Below are 13,376 nucleotides of genomic sequence, written 5' to 3'. Positions count from 1 at the left end.
TACGTCCCGCGACACGATCAGGTAGACGTTTCTTCTGTCTTCAGGGGCCTCGCTGCGCCTCGCCGCCGCGCAACGAGCCCTAGCCTGGCGGCGTATCAACCTTGACGCATGATTGCGCGAGGTTCGCCGGAGAAGCATCATGGAAAAGGTCACGTTTAAAGTCATGCTGGCCTGCGCTGCCGCTTTGCCAGTCTTCCTTTCGACAGCTGCATTCGCACAAGGTGGAGGAAACGGAAACGGAGGAACGGGTGGCGGAAACGCTCACGGCGCCGCGACGGCCGGCATGACCTACCACGGCGACCCTGTTTCAAGCCCGTGGACCGCGATGCCCGGCAAAATCACCGGCAGCGCATGGGACACCGAAACAGGTGCAAAAACGATGTCGCCTGACGATATCGCCAAACAGGCAAAAGCCAGTCAGTGAGATCCTGTTCATCTGCCGGGCCTGCTGCTACGAAAAGGAAATCGAATTGCGGTCTTGCCCGGCATGGTGGTTTGGTGGGTACGCCCGTCCTGTCATCCCGTGCGGCGGTCCGTCGGCGACGCGAGTCATGCGGATCGCGACAGTGCGCGCGCCGCTCGCCGCATGGGGATGCGAACGCTTCGACCTGCCTGTCGAGTATTCCGAACATACCGGGAGTGCCGGATGGACGCTCCGCGCCTGTCCTACCCCATGCGATACTCACTACGCACGGCACCGCGCGCAAATACGCATGCAGGCCGCGGCCGCGAAAACAGGAGTATCGCGCTTGATAAACATACCGTCGTCTGCGATTTCGACATGGGGTGCAGCGGCCGTTTTCCTGAACGTGCTTCTGACACGTCTCGGCGTTCCCCTACCCGTTATCCCCGTACTCCTCTTTGCCGGGTCCGCGATAGCCGGTGGCCTTCTGTCGTTCTGGTATGTCCTGCTCGCAGCAGCCGGTGGCGCGTTGCTCGGTGACGGCGCCTGGTTCACGGCCGGACGCGTCTATGGCGGCCAGCTCATTGCCGCCCTCGGGAGGGTGTCACCCTTCGTCGAGAGCAAGGTCAGGAAGGCGCGCTCGCTGTTTGAACGATTCGGCGTGCCGCTTGTGTCACTGTCCAAATTCGTGCCGGGCCTCGCGTTCATCACGCCGCCTCTGATGGGCACGACACCCGTCGATCCGAAAATCTATCTCTCCTGGGATCTTGCCGGAATCGCAGTGTGGTCGACCTTCTGGCTGCTCGGCGGAGCAGCCGCGGAAAGCCAATTCCGCATGCTCGAGTCGTTCGCCAGGACACATGGCGGGACGCTCATTGACCTGCTCGTCGCGGTGTCGATCGCATACCTGCTTTTTCGCCTGATTCGGCGCTGGCAGTTCCAGCGTTGGCTTGCGCGTGCCCGGATTTCGCCCGAGCAGCTTCAAACGATGATGCGTTCAGCTTCGCCGCCCGTCATTCTGGACGCACGGCCGGAAGCCGTTCGAAATCAGCAGCCACGACAAATACCCGGCGCGCTACCTCTGGATCTGGGTTCGCCCGACAGGGTGAACGACGCGCTGCTCGCGCACGACATCGTTGTCTACTGCGTCTGCCCGAACGATGCGGCTGCACGAGACATCACGGAACAGATGTACCGCAAGGGCTTCAAACGGATACGCGCGCTGAAGGGCGGGCTGGATGCGTGGCAGCGACGCGGATACCCTGTCGAGCCGTCGTGGCAGCCTGCGGGCAAACCTCCGGGCAGAGTGCGCGGAGCGCGGCCTGCCGATGAAAGCCGCGAGGAAGTGACGCTAAGAAGCTTTGCTCCCAGACAGGCTAAACCACGCAGCGTAAAGTAGCGGCCCACGCGCTGCGTTTCGCCGGAAGATGATGTCTGCAAGACCTATTGATAAGCCTTTCCGAGCCAGGGTCCCCAGCCGGCGCCTTCGACCCTGAAGCGCGAGTACGTTGCGCTTTGCCCCGTGGGCGTGTCCGACGTGTCGTCGAGGGCCTTTAGATCGGTCGTGTGAAGTGCGAAGGCCTGCTGGTCGTCCGTGTCGATCGTCACGCGTCCGATGGGCTCCGCGCCGCCTTCGTGTTTCGACTCAAGTATTGCGAGGTAAGGGGTCAACCGCCCCCAGAATGAGGTTAGTTCTTCCTGCCGATAATCTGTCATGTAGTTCCTGGAAAGTGAGGCGCAGTGTACCCTACTGTGCCCCTCTTCCCGTCCTCGGGCAGAAAGACGGCGCAAATGCGGGCTGCGCACTACCCGTAAACATGCTGATTGGCGTCTGTCACAAAGGCGTGGTACAACTCACGCTTCGCGATTCTGTCGCGCTGTGCGACAGGCTGTAAAACACGGTTTGTGAAACACGGCGCCCGCGAAAAACGCATAACATTTACTGGATTAAAAATGGCAACAGGTATTGTGAAGTGGTTCAACGATGCAAAGGGTTTTGGCTTCATCACGCCGGACGGCGGTGGCGAAGACCTCTTCGCACATTTCTCTGAAGTCCAGGGAAGCGGCTTCAAGTCGCTGCAGGAAAACCAGAAGGTGAGCTTTGAAGTGAAGCAGGGACCGAAGGGCAAGCAGGCCGCGAACATCCAGCCGCTGTAACCCGCCGAAACGCTCCTGTCAAAGCAGATGGCCCGCTTTTGCGGGCCATCTGCTTTTCACAACCTAGATCTCTTCGCCCAATTGCCGGATACGCCGGCCGGGCACATGGGACATAAGCGTTGCAATGATCTCCGCGGCCGTGCTTTCCGCCGGCACGACACGTCGACATGCGTCCGGCTCGGTCGGCAGCGACCATTCGACAACGCGGTACGGACGCCCCCAGGGCGGCTCAAACGCGTCGGATATCGTGCATGTCTGGGTCGCAAAGCCGCGCTGTGCGCTGGACATCGCACGTAACTGTTTCCGCACATCGTCCTGAACCATCGTCGACCTCCGTTTTGGCTACGCATCGTTTCACTTCGACCGCCCCATGGAATGCGCGCGTTGGATGAAAGCGCCGCCGGTGCGCTAGCGGCTCAACAGGGACCAAGGGATGGTCGCCGCAAACAATTAAGCCAGCCTTAAAATCATCGCGAGGAAGGCTATCGACGGCGCTATGCGGGAGATGTTACGAATCGTGACTTCAGCGTGAGCGGGTAAGTGCGCTATGCGGCCGCCTTGCCTGGCCAGGAGCACCCGCTTACCTGCGGCCGGAAGGTTGTGGTTCAGGCCGATGCCACACACAAAGGGGCGTTGCCCGGCGCGCCCTTAGGTGGACGCGCCGCGTACAGGACGACGCAGGTCAGGCCACCGAGCTGGCAGCCGCCTCCACCGTGCCCGAGGACTTGCTGGCAGCAGCCTTCTTCACGGCCGGCTTCCTGCCTTTGGCCTTGACTGCTGCTGTCGAGGGACCTTTCTTCGCAGCGGGCTGTTTGGCCTTCGGTTTGCCAGCCGCGCTCTTTCCGGCCGCAGCCTTTTTGGCTGAAGCACCTTTCTTCGCTGCCACTTTCTTCACCGCGCTCTTCTTTGCAGCGGTCTTCTTTGCAGCGGTCTTCTTTGTGGCAACTTTCGCCTTGGCAACAACCGCCGTATCGGCGGCAGCGCTTGCGGCATCAATCAGGAATTTTGACCTGTCCTTGACGTTCTTGATCCAGGCCGGGGGCCGGGCATGCCCACTCCAGGTAGCGCCCGTCTTTGGATCACGGTACTTTGGCGGCAACTTGCCCTTGGTCGCCGCGGCCTTAACCTTGCCGTTGACAACGCGTCCGCTTGCGGCCTTTACGCGCTCCCTGCGCGCTTTTGCCTTTGCCTCGATGTCCTCGGTCGTCAAGCCGTGCTTAAGCATGATCTCGCGAATCTGGTCGAGGGCCGCCTGTGCGCGTCTGGCGATAAGAGCTTCGGCCTGAACCTGAAGCTTCTTCATGCGTGCCTGAATCTGTTCGAGCGTGGCCATATGCGCCTCCTTTTTGGGTTGAATGGACGCACTATGCCACGGGTAACACTTAGGTAACAGAAAATCATCGAATTAATGGCGCTTTGACGCAACGGATTCGCGTCAATGTGCGTTCTGTCTCCAGCCAGATAAGACCTGCTTACGGACCGTTAACGCAGACCAATAAGGCATTCTGCTTTAAGGCGGGGGAAGTTAAAGCGAATTCCCTTGAACCCTGGCTTTGAATGAGAAACACCCGGTAATAAAGTGCTGAGCGCCATCGGGTGCAGATAGCGCTCCTGCTACTCGCCGTCTGAGACGTTCAAGCGATACGCAATCCGTGAGCGGGCAGGATTTCCTGCGTGACGACAAAGCGGTGCTCTTTCACTGCATCATGAAAGCGCCGGTAATCGCTATTTTCAAAGGCAGGCGTCCATGCCGGCCGAATGTCACCGTCGTCATCGGACCGCAAGCCCGTCGCCATGAACTTCCAGGAATCGACTCCCTTGGCGACATAGTCGGGAATGCGCTCCTTCAGGCCCGGTATCGTACCTTCCAGCACGGTCTCGCACACTTTGCGAAGCCGTAGGAGCTCGTCGTCGTTATTGTTGTTTGCAAGCAGCTTATAAAGCGCTGCCTTTACATCGGCCGGCAGCCCCCCTTGAGACTCGAAATCTTCGCGTCCCGCGACGAATGACTGAACGACGCGGCATGCCATATCGGCCGCGCTGATGAACTCTTCGGGATTGCTCCTCTCGATCAGATCGCCTTTGCCGTCGACGTAGCTCCACTTTGCCGAAGGCAGGTCGGGATAATGCAGTGCAGCGCCGTGGCCCAGGGGCAATGCCCTCGCCAGCACGTCACGCTGGATATCTTCGATGAGATGCCGGGTCATCTGCTCAAGATGCGACAGCCACTTTTGATGGGTGCAGTTCTCGGCATTCAGGCTCTTGACGCGGTTGAGGTCGCTTTCGATTCCGGAAAACCCCTGATGCGCCCAGGTATCGACGTAGCTGTGCAGCGTCACGCCAAGGCGATGCAGCGCGTTATCCGCCTGCCTTTGTCGAAGCGCGCGTCGAACCACATCGCGCGCAACGCTGCTATCGGGGCGGCACACCGCCCGTTCTTTCAACGTATCGCCCTCGCCGGCCGGCAGGAAATGGAATGGCGTCCACACGAGGCGGTTCTTGTCATCTTCCGTATTGGAATAGTCGAAGAGCTTGTGAGCGGTCGCGAAGCGCTCAAAGATCTCGCCACCGGAAAACCGCAGAATTCCCGGCGTGGTCGCGTCGTCGACGTACTGGCAGGCGTGGGCTACCGTCAACGCCTGCCCGGCTGGCAAACCGCCGACACGCGCGACGATGTACACCACGCCATAGTGGAAATCGATGTTCATCTGGAGTCTCCTGATGCGGATGCGAGTTGACGTGAGACGTCGCACGCCCGCCGCGCGAGCATTCCTGCCGACGAATCGAAACCCGCCGCATTACGTCATATGAGTGAGACGATCAGGAACGATCAGAGTTGAAAACCCGCTTCCAGTCAGCGTATCGCTAACTGGATCTCGATGCACGTCATCCATGACGCAGGCCTCGCTGCCCGATCAAAGCCGCAGTCCGTTCAGAAACTGATACCAGAGTGTCCCGATGGGATTCGCGAAAGCCTTGTGCGGATGATCGTCGCCCGTCGCGGAAGCGGTCGCCGGCTCCTGCGGTTCCTTAGCGACTGAAGCGGCAGGCGCGACGGCGGCCTGCCGCGACACATGGAGTGCCAGCACGCTATCGGCGATCTGGGCCGCCTGCTGAACCTCGCAGTCGTGTCCGATCAGCACGCCGAACACCACATCGCGGTTGTAGCCCTCTTCGGCAAAGCGCATCGCCAGCGCGACCATTTCGGCATAGGCAGCCTCGGCGGCAGCCCGGGCGGCCGCCTCGCGTTCGGCCTGTTCGCGCTCGGCCTGCTGCCGCGTGCTCTCCCAGCCGCGCATCTGCTCAGCGAAGACCGCGTCATAGACCTGACGTTGCGACGCATCGGAAAGAATGGCGTACGCATCCTTGATTTCCTGAAACGCGGCGCGTGCGGCATCCTCACGGCCGGCGTTGCGGTCGGGGTGCCACCGCATCGCCGCCTTCCGGTATGCGCGCTTGATTTCATCCGCGGTGGCGTTTTCCTGCACACCGAGCATGTCGTAGAGGGTTGCCATTGCCTGTCCGTCCTGAATCACGTTGCGAGCCATCGTAGCATGCGAAGAGTGACGTTCCGTCACAGCGGCCCCGTCCAGCCCGTTGGGGCAGAACTTATCCCCACTTTTTGTTAGCAAGGCTGTGGACAACCTGGTTACATATGCCGCAAGTGCATGACGCGAAACAGCTATCGATGTCCGTCTCAAACTCAGGCGGTCCCTGCCAGCACGCGCGTTTTTGGCGCGCTAACGTGCGGCATGCTCCACGTAAGAAACTGCCGATCATCAACGGAGACAGCCATGAGTCACGACCTCAAATTCTGGATGGTGCCAGGGGCACCGACGCCCGTCGGGCCCTTCTCCCATGCCACCGAGTCCGATGGCTGGGTCTTCCTCACGGGCCAGATGCCCACCTCGCCCGACGACGACCACGCCCCGCTACCCGAAGGCGTCGTCGCGCAGACAAAACGCGTGATGGACAACCTGGCGCTCGTCCTTCAGGGCCTTGGCCTCGGTGTGGAACATGTCGTCGCCGCGCGCATTTTCCTGACCGAGTTCAAGCGCGACTACGGGTCGATGAACGACACGTACCGCGCGTATTTTCCAAACGACGCGCTGCCTGCGAGGACCTGCATCGGCGTAACCGGTCTCGCGCGCGACGCGCTCGTCGAGATCGACTTCATCGCCAGAAGGCCGCCGCACGGGCTGTAGCGGGCAATATAGGGCCGTTACGTCGGGTTACGATTGACGCATCGCTGTTTCACCTGTGTCTGACGGCGACTCATAGACTTCGAGCCGTAGTCACTGACACCGCACTCGATGCGTAAGGAGAAACAGATGAACAAGAAGATCCTTGGAGCAGCACTTGGTCTTGCCGTGCTGGCGGCATCATCGGCGGCATCGGCGCATGTCGATGTCGCTATCGGGCTCGGCGTGCCCGGACCTGTGGTGTATGCGCCCGCGCCGCCTGTGTACGTCGCGCCCGCGCCTGTGCCGGTCAGCTACGTCGGCTATGAAGACTGGCGGGCGCGTCAATGGCAGGAACGCGAGTGGCGCGAGCGTCAATGGCGCCGCGACGAGTGGCGGGAACATGAATGGCGCGAGCGCCACGACGGCTGGCGCGGGTATTGACCAGGCACAGCCAGATGCCTGGCCTGCCTCGCGGCAGCGTCCGCAACGGCGAGGCCATGCGCTGCCGGCGACCTTCGAGGGTTGCTGGCAGCGCACTCGACCTATCCCCACATATTGAGGCTGTGGACAACCTGCGCACACCTATCCCAAGTATCTGACGCAGAACGACTAACCATCGCCGTATGCAGCGCAGGCAAGCGCGGCATAGCGTCCGGGAAACATCCTCGTTACCCTCGATACCGCTGGACCAGCTCCTCGCTCAGCACGCCATCCATGGCCACGCCTTCCAGGCGGGCCGTCGTTTTCCTGAGCCCGCCGACAAACGACCGCACACTCTTCGGCGCTTCGATATACGTCGGGATGCGGACTTTCAGCGCGTAGCCCTCGTCGCTCAATGCAGCCAGTGTGCCGTCCAGATGCTCGTGTCCAATCAGACAGTGGTCCTTCACCCTCTGGCGAAACAGGGTCTTCGGCGCGAGTTCGTCGCGATAGACCAGCACGGTGTCGACTTCAGGCAGCAAGGTTGGAATGCCATCGCTCCACACAGCGACTGAGCGCAGCGCGCCGTCCACCTTGAACATCATGATGCGCGGCACAAACACCGATTCGCCGAGTTCCGACTGCACGTCGGCTAGCGCATGGTTCCAGCGCCAGATTGCCTCGAGCTTCGCTTCGGGCAGGGACACACACGCAGCCTGCGCTGTCTGTCGCGGCAGGATGCTCTCATAGCCGAACGCGTTGCCGCGGTTCCAGCCCGCAAGGAACCCTTCTGTCGAATAGGGACCGGTGCCCATCCCGTTCATCTGGGGATCTTCGATCTGCGGCCTGAATCGTTCGACGAATGCGCGCACTTCGGGCTCGGCTTCGAGACCGAATACGTGAGGCCGGAAGTAGTTCAGGTTGAACGCGATGCGCTTAAGGACGTCTGGCTGCGATTCGTCGCGCTCAAATGCAAAGACGAAATACACGCCTGTGTCGCCGTTCCGGTACACCGCGCTATCGTTGACTTCGTAGTTCCTGCGCTTCCTGAACCACGCTTCGATGTCCTGACGGGCAACCGGAGTCGGAAAAGAAAAATAGAGGTCGTAGCACATGGCGGATCATTCCTTTCGCCGCAATCAGATGACTGGCGTGGATCACTTTGTAATGTCATCCAGAATATCGGCTCTTACACGCCAGGCTTGAGGTCGCTCTTGATGCGTTGTGCGTGCCCTCCCACACTTCCTGTGAAAATCCCGGTTTTGCCCTTTACCGGTATCACACGCTTATGACTGTTGCTGCCGGGTTCGCCCCGTTCCAAACCCTTGCAGAGAACTTGATGCCCCACGCGATGGCCAATCGCGGTGACGGCTCGCACGATACTTCGCATCTTCAGCGGGTATGGAAAAACGCCGATTCTGGCGTCGATGGGCGGGCGTGCAGCAAGGGTTGACGCAGTTTCGCATGCGATCGAGCCGCACAGCTTTTCGGCGGCGGTCGTGCCGGAGACTCGCGTCTGGTGATCAGACGGCGACAGGAAGCCGCCTCGCACAGCTCAGACAGGAACGGCTGCGGCGCTTTCTCGACGAGTTCATCGACGAGATCTGAAGCGCCGCAGGCCTCATGGTCTTTATTTCGACGCTGTCGACACCAGTACAGGCTTGTCGCGATAGAGGTCCGGAAACAGGCGCTTCAGATTCGCTATCTTCGGCATGTCGTTGATGACGATGTACATCGAGTCGGGGTGAAGCGTCAGATAGTTCTGGTGATACCCCTCGGCGGGATAGAAGGCCTTGAGCGGGTCGGTCTTTGTCACGATCGGCGCCGGAAAGGCGTGCGACTTGTCGAGCTGGGCGATGTAGCTTTGCGCGATGCGCTTTTGCACGTCGTTGGCCGGGAAGATCGCCGAGCGGTATTGCGTGCCGGAATCCGGCCCCTGGTGGTTCAACTCCGTCGGATCATGCGCAACCGAAAAATAGACCTGCAACAGGCGGCCATAAGTGATCTGCGACGGATCGTAAGTGATCTGCACAGATTCCGCGTGGCCGGTCTGTCCGGTGCTGACGGTTTCGTATTCGGCCGTGGCGCGCTCGCCGCCCGCATAGCCGGACACCACGTTGGTCACGCCGCGCACGTGCTGGAACACGCCCTGCACGCCCCAGAAGCATCCGCCCGCGAGTACCGCCGTTTCGGTGTGCCCGCCTGTTGCCGGTTCATCCACCGCAGGAGGGGCGATGACTACGGCCGATTCGGCGGACAACGCTGGCCGCTCTGCCACCGCCAGCGCGACGGCGCACAGTCCCAGCGAAATTGCGACGGCGACGACCCGTGAGCGGGTCGATTTGCCGGCAGGTTGAGTCAAAAACTTCATGATGCACGTCCTCGTTCAAGGCGCCGCTTTTGCGTAAACCGCGGCCGGCGCGGGACCGGTTGTTGACAGGAAGCAGGAAAGTGGAAACGGAAAGCCCGTCATAAGCATCCGCTTCACACCGCCTTGGGCGTAAAGGCCATCGCAAGGCCGTTCATGCAATACCGCAAACCCGTCGGCTTGGGCCCGTCGTCGAACACGTGCCCCAGATGTCCGCCGCAGCGACGACAATGCACTTCATCGCGCGTCATGCCGAACGACGTATCCGTCTGCGTCACGACGGCGTTGTCCAGCGGTTGCCAGAAACTCGGCCAGCCTGTGTGGCTGTCGAATTTCGTCTTCGATGAAAACAGGTCAAGTTTGCACCCCGCGCAGGAAAAGATACCCGTCCGATGCTCGGCGTTCAGCGGACTGCTGTAGGGACGCTCCGTCCCCGCCTCGCGCAGCACGTGGTACTGCGCGTCGGTCAGCAACTTGTGCCATTCGGCGTCGGTATGGGTGACCTCGTAGGACACGCTCGTCGCCGCATGCGCTGGCGCGGCGCGAAACAGACTCCATGCCGCAGTCCCGCCAGTGAGCGTCGCGAGGCCACATACCTTGAGGAAAATCCGTTTGGTGCGTTTCATGATATTCATCCGGAAGTGTCGAGGGTCATGGACCCCATGAAGCCCATGCCCCCTGAACCTTTAGACCGCCGCGCGCGTCATTCGATACCGCTCCGCACGTTTTCATGCTGGAACCGTCGAAGCTGGAGCGCCCGTGATATTGAGTCGCGCGACGCCCCGTTTAATGACAGAAAGCCCGAAAGAAACTCGATGCTGCGCGCCGCACGCCCGCCGAAGTGAAATATCCGGAAATCCGCTGGTCGAACGTCTTGGGAATAAAGCAGCAGATCCCGGCGTTCTCGTGTAGAACGTGCCGGGCTCACTGCCGCTTCGGCGCACTCTTTTTCGAACAGCTTTCATCGACGCTCAAACCACCAGACGAAACTACCGATGAATACCCAGGCCAATTCCCGCCACACCCATGCCTCAGGCGACGCGCAGCCACAGGTTCAGTCGCAATACACCCGCACCGCGATGCTTCTTCACTGGATCATCGCGGTGTTGATAATCGGCAACGTCATATTAGGTCTGAGCGCGGATTCGTTGCCGGACGACTGGGTCCGCCCCGTCATTGATACCCATAAGTCGATCGGTATTACCGTACTCGGCCTCGCGCTGATGCGTATCCTGTGGCGGGCATCGCACCGGCCGCCGCCGCTGCCGCGCGATTTTCCGCGCTGGGAACGCGCCGCTGCCCATGTCGCACACTTTCTGCTTTATCTGCTGATGATCGGCTTGCCGCTATCCGGCTGGATGCACGATTCGGCCTGGAAAGACGCCGCGACGCATCCGATGAGTCTCTTCGGCCTGATCCCCTGGCCGCGCATCGGTCTCATCATGAATCTCGACCCTGCCGTGAAGGAACCGCTGCACAACCAGTTCGGCGCGCTGCATACGTGGCTCGGTTACGCACTGTATGCGTTGCTGGCGATGCATATCGGCGGTGCGCTGAAACATCAATGGATCGACCGTCAATCTGTCCTCAAGCGGATGGTGCCGTGACAACAGAAGTCGAATGTCCCGTCGAAACGACGCGCTCCGCAGCGGCTGCGAACAATTGTGCGAAGCGTCGGAAAATATCGCTGGAAGAAACGCTGGCGCTCGCATCGCCGCGCATCCTGCCGCGTCCTGCCACGTTCCTCGGCGTGCTGATTCATTGCAGCGTCGTCGTGCTGTGGCTCGTCCTGTTCGCGCGAGCGTTCTTTCTGCATGGCGTGGTAGCGTGGTCGACAGGTATTGCCTATGTCGTCTACGACACGCTGCTGCTTGCGTTCGTCACGCTGAAAACGTTGCCGCTCGTCCGGCCGGTGAAAGCGCCCGGGGACCCTCTGGACCCGCATGACGCCCGGGAGCTGCCGGGCATGGGCGTGATCGTCGCATCGCATAACGAGGCGGCCGTCCTGCCCGTCACGCTCGCCGCATTGCTGAAACAGACCCACGGTCCCGCCCAGATCGTGATCGCCGACGACGGTTCCACCGACGGCACACACGAGTTGCTCACCCGCCGCTTCGGGCTGACTGCGCCGGTCGAGGGCGAACTGAGCGCGCCGAGTTCGCTCTACCCGAATCTCTACTGGCTGCGTGTGCCGCACGGCGGCAAGGCGCGTGCGCTGAATGCCGCGATCGTGCTGATGACGACCGAAACGGTGATGACGGTCGACGCCGACACCCTGCTCGCCGACGACGCCACGTATGCGATGCGTGCCGCGTTCGCCGCCAGTCCGAAGCTGGTGGCGGCAGCGGGAATCCTCGTGCCGGTGTGCAGCAAAACCGTGTCGGGCCGGCTATTCCAGTGGTTTCAGACGTACGAATACATGCGCAACTTCATCGCACGGTTTGCGTGGATGCGTGCCGACAGCCTGCTGCTGGTCTCGGGCGCATTCGCTTCGTTCCGGCGCGACGCGCTGATTGCGGTGGGCGGTTTCGATCCGCAATGTCTGGTGGAAGACTACGAGCTGATTCACCGGCTGCGTCGTCATTCCGTGGATCACGGGCTCGGGTGGGACGTGCGCGTGGTCGGCAATGCGCATGCGCGCACGGATGCGCCCGGCACGCTCGGCAGTTTCCTTCGGCAACGCCGGCGCTGGTTTGCAGGCTTTTTGCAGACCCAATACTGGAATCGCGACATGACGGGCAATCCGCGCTACGGCGTGCTAGGCATGCTGATGCTGCCGGTCAAGGCAATCGACACCATGCAGCCGATCTACGGGCTGACGGCGTTCGCGTTGCTGCTCGGCTTCGTCTTTGGCGGGCACGGCGCGATCGTGCTGTCGATTTTCAGCGTAATCGGTCTGAAAACGGCAATCGACCTGGCGTTCTATCTCTGGTGCGTGCATGTATACCGGCGCTGGACCGGCGATCGCGCGGGATCGAGCCTGGGGATGGCAATGGCCGCCGCAGTGGCGGAACCGTTCACGTTCCAGTTGATACGGCATGCCGGCGCAACGCTTGGCTGGCTGCATTTTCTGCGCGGCGGGCGGTCGTGGGGAAAGCAGCGACGCTCGGGGCTGGTGGCGTCGCCGGATGAAAACTGATGCAGGAGCGAGGGAAATTGACAGTCCGTAGCCCGTGGACCACTATCTTTCCGCCAGCTACATCGCGTGCTGTCCCTATGGAGGTCATTGCCGCCATGTCCACCGACTCAACCCCATCCTACGTCGTCCAGCTGGAAAGCCGCTTCGATTTCGATGCGACCGTCGAACGCATTACGCAGGCGCTGACATCGCGCGGCATGACCATCTTCGCCGACATCGACCAGGCCGCCGCCGCGGAAAAGGCCGGCACAGCCCTGCGCCCTACCCGTCTGATCCTGTTCGGCAACCCGAAAGGCGGCACGCCGATCATGGTCGCCCATCCTCACGCGGCGCTGGAGTTGCCGCTCAAGGTAGTGGTCTGGCAGGAGGGGACGGCGCCCGTGTGCGTCGACTACCTGGAGCCAGGTGCCCTGCTGACCGCGAGCTACGGCGTCGATCCGGCATTGACCGGAGGCTTTCAGCAGGTGACTCAACTGCTGACTCACGCGATTGAATGACGGCTCGTTCGGCGGCTTCGGGGTTGGCCGACCGCCGCAGCGTAATGAACACGACGACGCCAGACCTACAACGGCGCCAGATCAAACCCGCTCGCCGGGTTCAGGAAACAGGCACGACCGAAACCCCCAAAAACAGAAACTTTCAACCAATATGGCTCGTGTATGCTGACTAGACGACGCTTTCCGTAATACGGCAGAAGAATTCGGA

16 protein-coding genes are annotated in these 13,376 nt (G+C 61.2%); 8 read left to right on the top strand and 8 right to left on the bottom strand.

Translation table 11 applies throughout. The annotated features are described in order from the left end of the window. The first annotated feature begins 139 nt into the window (after positions 1–139). A complete protein-coding gene (locus tag P3T23_RS02680; protein ID WP_429314628.1) occupies positions 140–424 on the top strand; it encodes a hypothetical protein in 285 nt (94 codons plus the stop codon). A gap of 325 nt (positions 425–749) precedes the next feature. Continuing rightward, a complete protein-coding gene (locus P3T23_RS02675) occupies positions 750–1,802 on the top strand; it encodes a VTT domain-containing protein (RefSeq protein WP_429314627.1) in 1,053 nt (350 codons plus the stop codon). Between the two features lie 44 nt (positions 1,803–1,846). Here P3T23_RS02675 and P3T23_RS02670 read toward each other — a convergent pair whose 3' ends face one another. Beyond that, entirely contained in the window at positions 1,847–2,119 is a 273-nt protein-coding gene (locus P3T23_RS02670) for a hypothetical protein (RefSeq protein WP_429314626.1), read from the bottom strand. A gap of 237 nt (positions 2,120–2,356) precedes the next feature. Here P3T23_RS02670 and P3T23_RS02665 point away from each other — a divergent pair, with 237 nt between their 5' ends. Further along, the gene (locus P3T23_RS02665; protein ID WP_133665733.1) at positions 2,357–2,560 is read left to right on the top strand and encodes a cold-shock protein; all 204 of its coding nucleotides are present in this window, start codon (positions 2,357–2,359) and stop codon (positions 2,558–2,560) included. Between the two features lie 63 nt (positions 2,561–2,623). On the opposite strand, the gene P3T23_RS02660 is transcribed toward P3T23_RS02665, so the two are convergent. The 4 genes from P3T23_RS02660 to P3T23_RS02645 form a co-directional block, all read right to left on the bottom strand. After that, the gene (locus P3T23_RS02660) at positions 2,624–2,884 is read right to left on the bottom strand and encodes a DUF2866 domain-containing protein (protein ID WP_429314625.1); all 261 of its coding nucleotides are present in this window, start codon (positions 2,882–2,884) and stop codon (positions 2,624–2,626) included. Between the two features lie 358 nt (positions 2,885–3,242). Next, the gene (locus P3T23_RS02655) at positions 3,243–3,893 is read right to left on the bottom strand and encodes an H-NS histone family protein (RefSeq protein WP_429314624.1); all 651 of its coding nucleotides are present in this window, start codon (positions 3,891–3,893) and stop codon (positions 3,243–3,245) included. 301 nt (positions 3,894–4,194) lie between these two features. After that, entirely contained in the window at positions 4,195–5,268 is a 1,074-nt protein-coding gene (locus P3T23_RS02650) for a DUF6765 family protein (protein ID WP_429314623.1), read from the bottom strand. 207 nt (positions 5,269–5,475) lie between these two features. Then, positions 5,476–6,075, bottom strand: coding sequence for a J domain-containing protein (locus P3T23_RS02645; RefSeq protein WP_429314622.1), 600 nt, complete (start codon positions 6,073–6,075; stop codon positions 5,476–5,478). A 279-nt stretch (positions 6,076–6,354) separates the two neighbouring features. Between P3T23_RS02645 and P3T23_RS02640 the strand changes: the two genes are divergently transcribed. Continuing rightward, complete coding sequence (locus tag P3T23_RS02640; RefSeq protein WP_429314621.1) at positions 6,355–6,765, top strand: RidA family protein; 411 nt, start codon at positions 6,355–6,357, stop codon at positions 6,763–6,765. 126 nt (positions 6,766–6,891) lie between these two features. Then, positions 6,892–7,185, top strand: a complete 294-nt coding sequence (locus P3T23_RS02635; RefSeq protein ID WP_429314620.1) for a hypothetical protein — start codon at positions 6,892–6,894, stop codon at positions 7,183–7,185. A 227-nt stretch (positions 7,186–7,412) separates the two neighbouring features. Here the strand turns inward: P3T23_RS02635 and P3T23_RS02630 are convergent, their stop codons facing one another. The 3 genes from P3T23_RS02630 to msrB all read right to left on the bottom strand — a co-directional run bounded on the left by P3T23_RS02630 (position 7,413) and on the right by msrB (position 10,158). After that, positions 7,413–8,279 carry a hypothetical protein gene (locus P3T23_RS02630; RefSeq protein WP_429314619.1) on the bottom strand — a complete coding sequence of 289 codons (867 nt, stop codon included), beginning with the start codon at positions 8,277–8,279 and terminating at the stop codon, positions 7,413–7,415. A gap of 515 nt (positions 8,280–8,794) precedes the next feature. Continuing rightward, a complete protein-coding gene (gene msrA / locus P3T23_RS02625; protein WP_429314618.1) occupies positions 8,795–9,535 on the bottom strand; it encodes a peptide-methionine (S)-S-oxide reductase MsrA in 741 nt (246 codons plus the stop codon). Positions 9,536–9,648: 113 nt separating this feature from the next. Continuing rightward, the gene (gene msrB / locus P3T23_RS02620; RefSeq protein ID WP_429314617.1) at positions 9,649–10,158 is read right to left on the bottom strand and encodes a peptide-methionine (R)-S-oxide reductase MsrB; all 510 of its coding nucleotides are present in this window, start codon (positions 10,156–10,158) and stop codon (positions 9,649–9,651) included. 369 nt (positions 10,159–10,527) lie between these two features. Between msrB and P3T23_RS02615 the strand changes: the two genes are divergently transcribed. The 3 genes from P3T23_RS02615 (at position 10,528) to P3T23_RS02605 (ending at position 13,168) form a co-directional block, all read left to right on the top strand. Then, on the top strand, positions 10,528–11,139 hold the full coding sequence (locus P3T23_RS02615) for a cytochrome b (RefSeq protein WP_429314616.1): 612 nt from the start codon (positions 10,528–10,530) through the stop codon (positions 11,137–11,139). Then, positions 11,136–12,671, top strand: a complete 1,536-nt coding sequence (locus P3T23_RS02610; protein ID WP_429314615.1) for a glycosyltransferase family 2 protein — start codon at positions 11,136–11,138, stop codon at positions 12,669–12,671. The genes P3T23_RS02615 and P3T23_RS02610 overlap by 4 nt, the downstream gene beginning before the upstream one ends. Positions 12,672–12,748: 77 nt before the next feature. Then, positions 12,749–13,168 (top strand): DUF302 domain-containing protein, encoded by a 420-nt coding sequence (locus P3T23_RS02605; protein WP_429314614.1) that lies wholly within the window; start codon positions 12,749–12,751, stop codon positions 13,166–13,168. Positions 13,169–13,376 lie beyond the last annotated feature (208 nt).

Source organism: Paraburkholderia sp. GAS448 (genome assembly GCF_050435685.1).
Classification (GTDB): domain Bacteria; phylum Pseudomonadota; class Gammaproteobacteria; order Burkholderiales; family Burkholderiaceae; genus Paraburkholderia.
The sequence above is the reverse complement of the archived record's forward strand: the minus strand, read 5'-3'. Positions and strand labels throughout refer to the sequence as shown.

What these genes read in the sequence shown, in the direction of transcription:
- P3T23_RS02680 (WP_429314628.1), top strand. Translation starts at nt 140, where the DNA reads ATGGAAAAGGTCACGTTTAAAGTCATGCTGGCCTGCGCTGCCGCTTTG.
- P3T23_RS02670 (WP_429314626.1), bottom strand. Translation starts at nt 2,119, where the DNA reads ATGACAGATTATCGGCAGGAAGAACTAACCTCATTCTGGGGGCGGTTG.
- P3T23_RS02665 (WP_133665733.1), top strand. Translation starts at nt 2,357, where the DNA reads ATGGCAACAGGTATTGTGAAGTGGTTCAACGATGCAAAGGGTTTTGGC.
- P3T23_RS02660 (WP_429314625.1), bottom strand. Translation starts at nt 2,884, where the DNA reads ATGGTTCAGGACGATGTGCGGAAACAGTTACGTGCGATGTCCAGCGCA.
- P3T23_RS02655 (WP_429314624.1), bottom strand. Translation starts at nt 3,893, where the DNA reads ATGGCCACGCTCGAACAGATTCAGGCACGCATGAAGAAGCTTCAGGTT.
- P3T23_RS02650 (WP_429314623.1), bottom strand. Translation starts at nt 5,268, where the DNA reads ATGAACATCGATTTCCACTATGGCGTGGTGTACATCGTCGCGCGTGTC.
- P3T23_RS02645 (WP_429314622.1), bottom strand. Translation starts at nt 6,075, where the DNA reads ATGGCAACCCTCTACGACATGCTCGGTGTGCAGGAAAACGCCACCGCG.
- P3T23_RS02640 (WP_429314621.1), top strand. Translation starts at nt 6,355, where the DNA reads ATGAGTCACGACCTCAAATTCTGGATGGTGCCAGGGGCACCGACGCCC.
- P3T23_RS02635 (WP_429314620.1), top strand. Translation starts at nt 6,892, where the DNA reads ATGAACAAGAAGATCCTTGGAGCAGCACTTGGTCTTGCCGTGCTGGCG.
- P3T23_RS02630 (WP_429314619.1), bottom strand. Translation starts at nt 8,279, where the DNA reads ATGTGCTACGACCTCTATTTTTCTTTTCCGACTCCGGTTGCCCGTCAG.
- msrA (WP_429314618.1), bottom strand. Translation starts at nt 9,535, where the DNA reads ATGAAGTTTTTGACTCAACCTGCCGGCAAATCGACCCGCTCACGGGTC.
- msrB (WP_429314617.1), bottom strand. Translation starts at nt 10,158, where the DNA reads ATGAAACGCACCAAACGGATTTTCCTCAAGGTATGTGGCCTCGCGACG.
- P3T23_RS02615 (WP_429314616.1), top strand. Translation starts at nt 10,528, where the DNA reads ATGAATACCCAGGCCAATTCCCGCCACACCCATGCCTCAGGCGACGCG.
- P3T23_RS02605 (WP_429314614.1), top strand. Translation starts at nt 12,749, where the DNA reads ATGGAGGTCATTGCCGCCATGTCCACCGACTCAACCCCATCCTACGTC.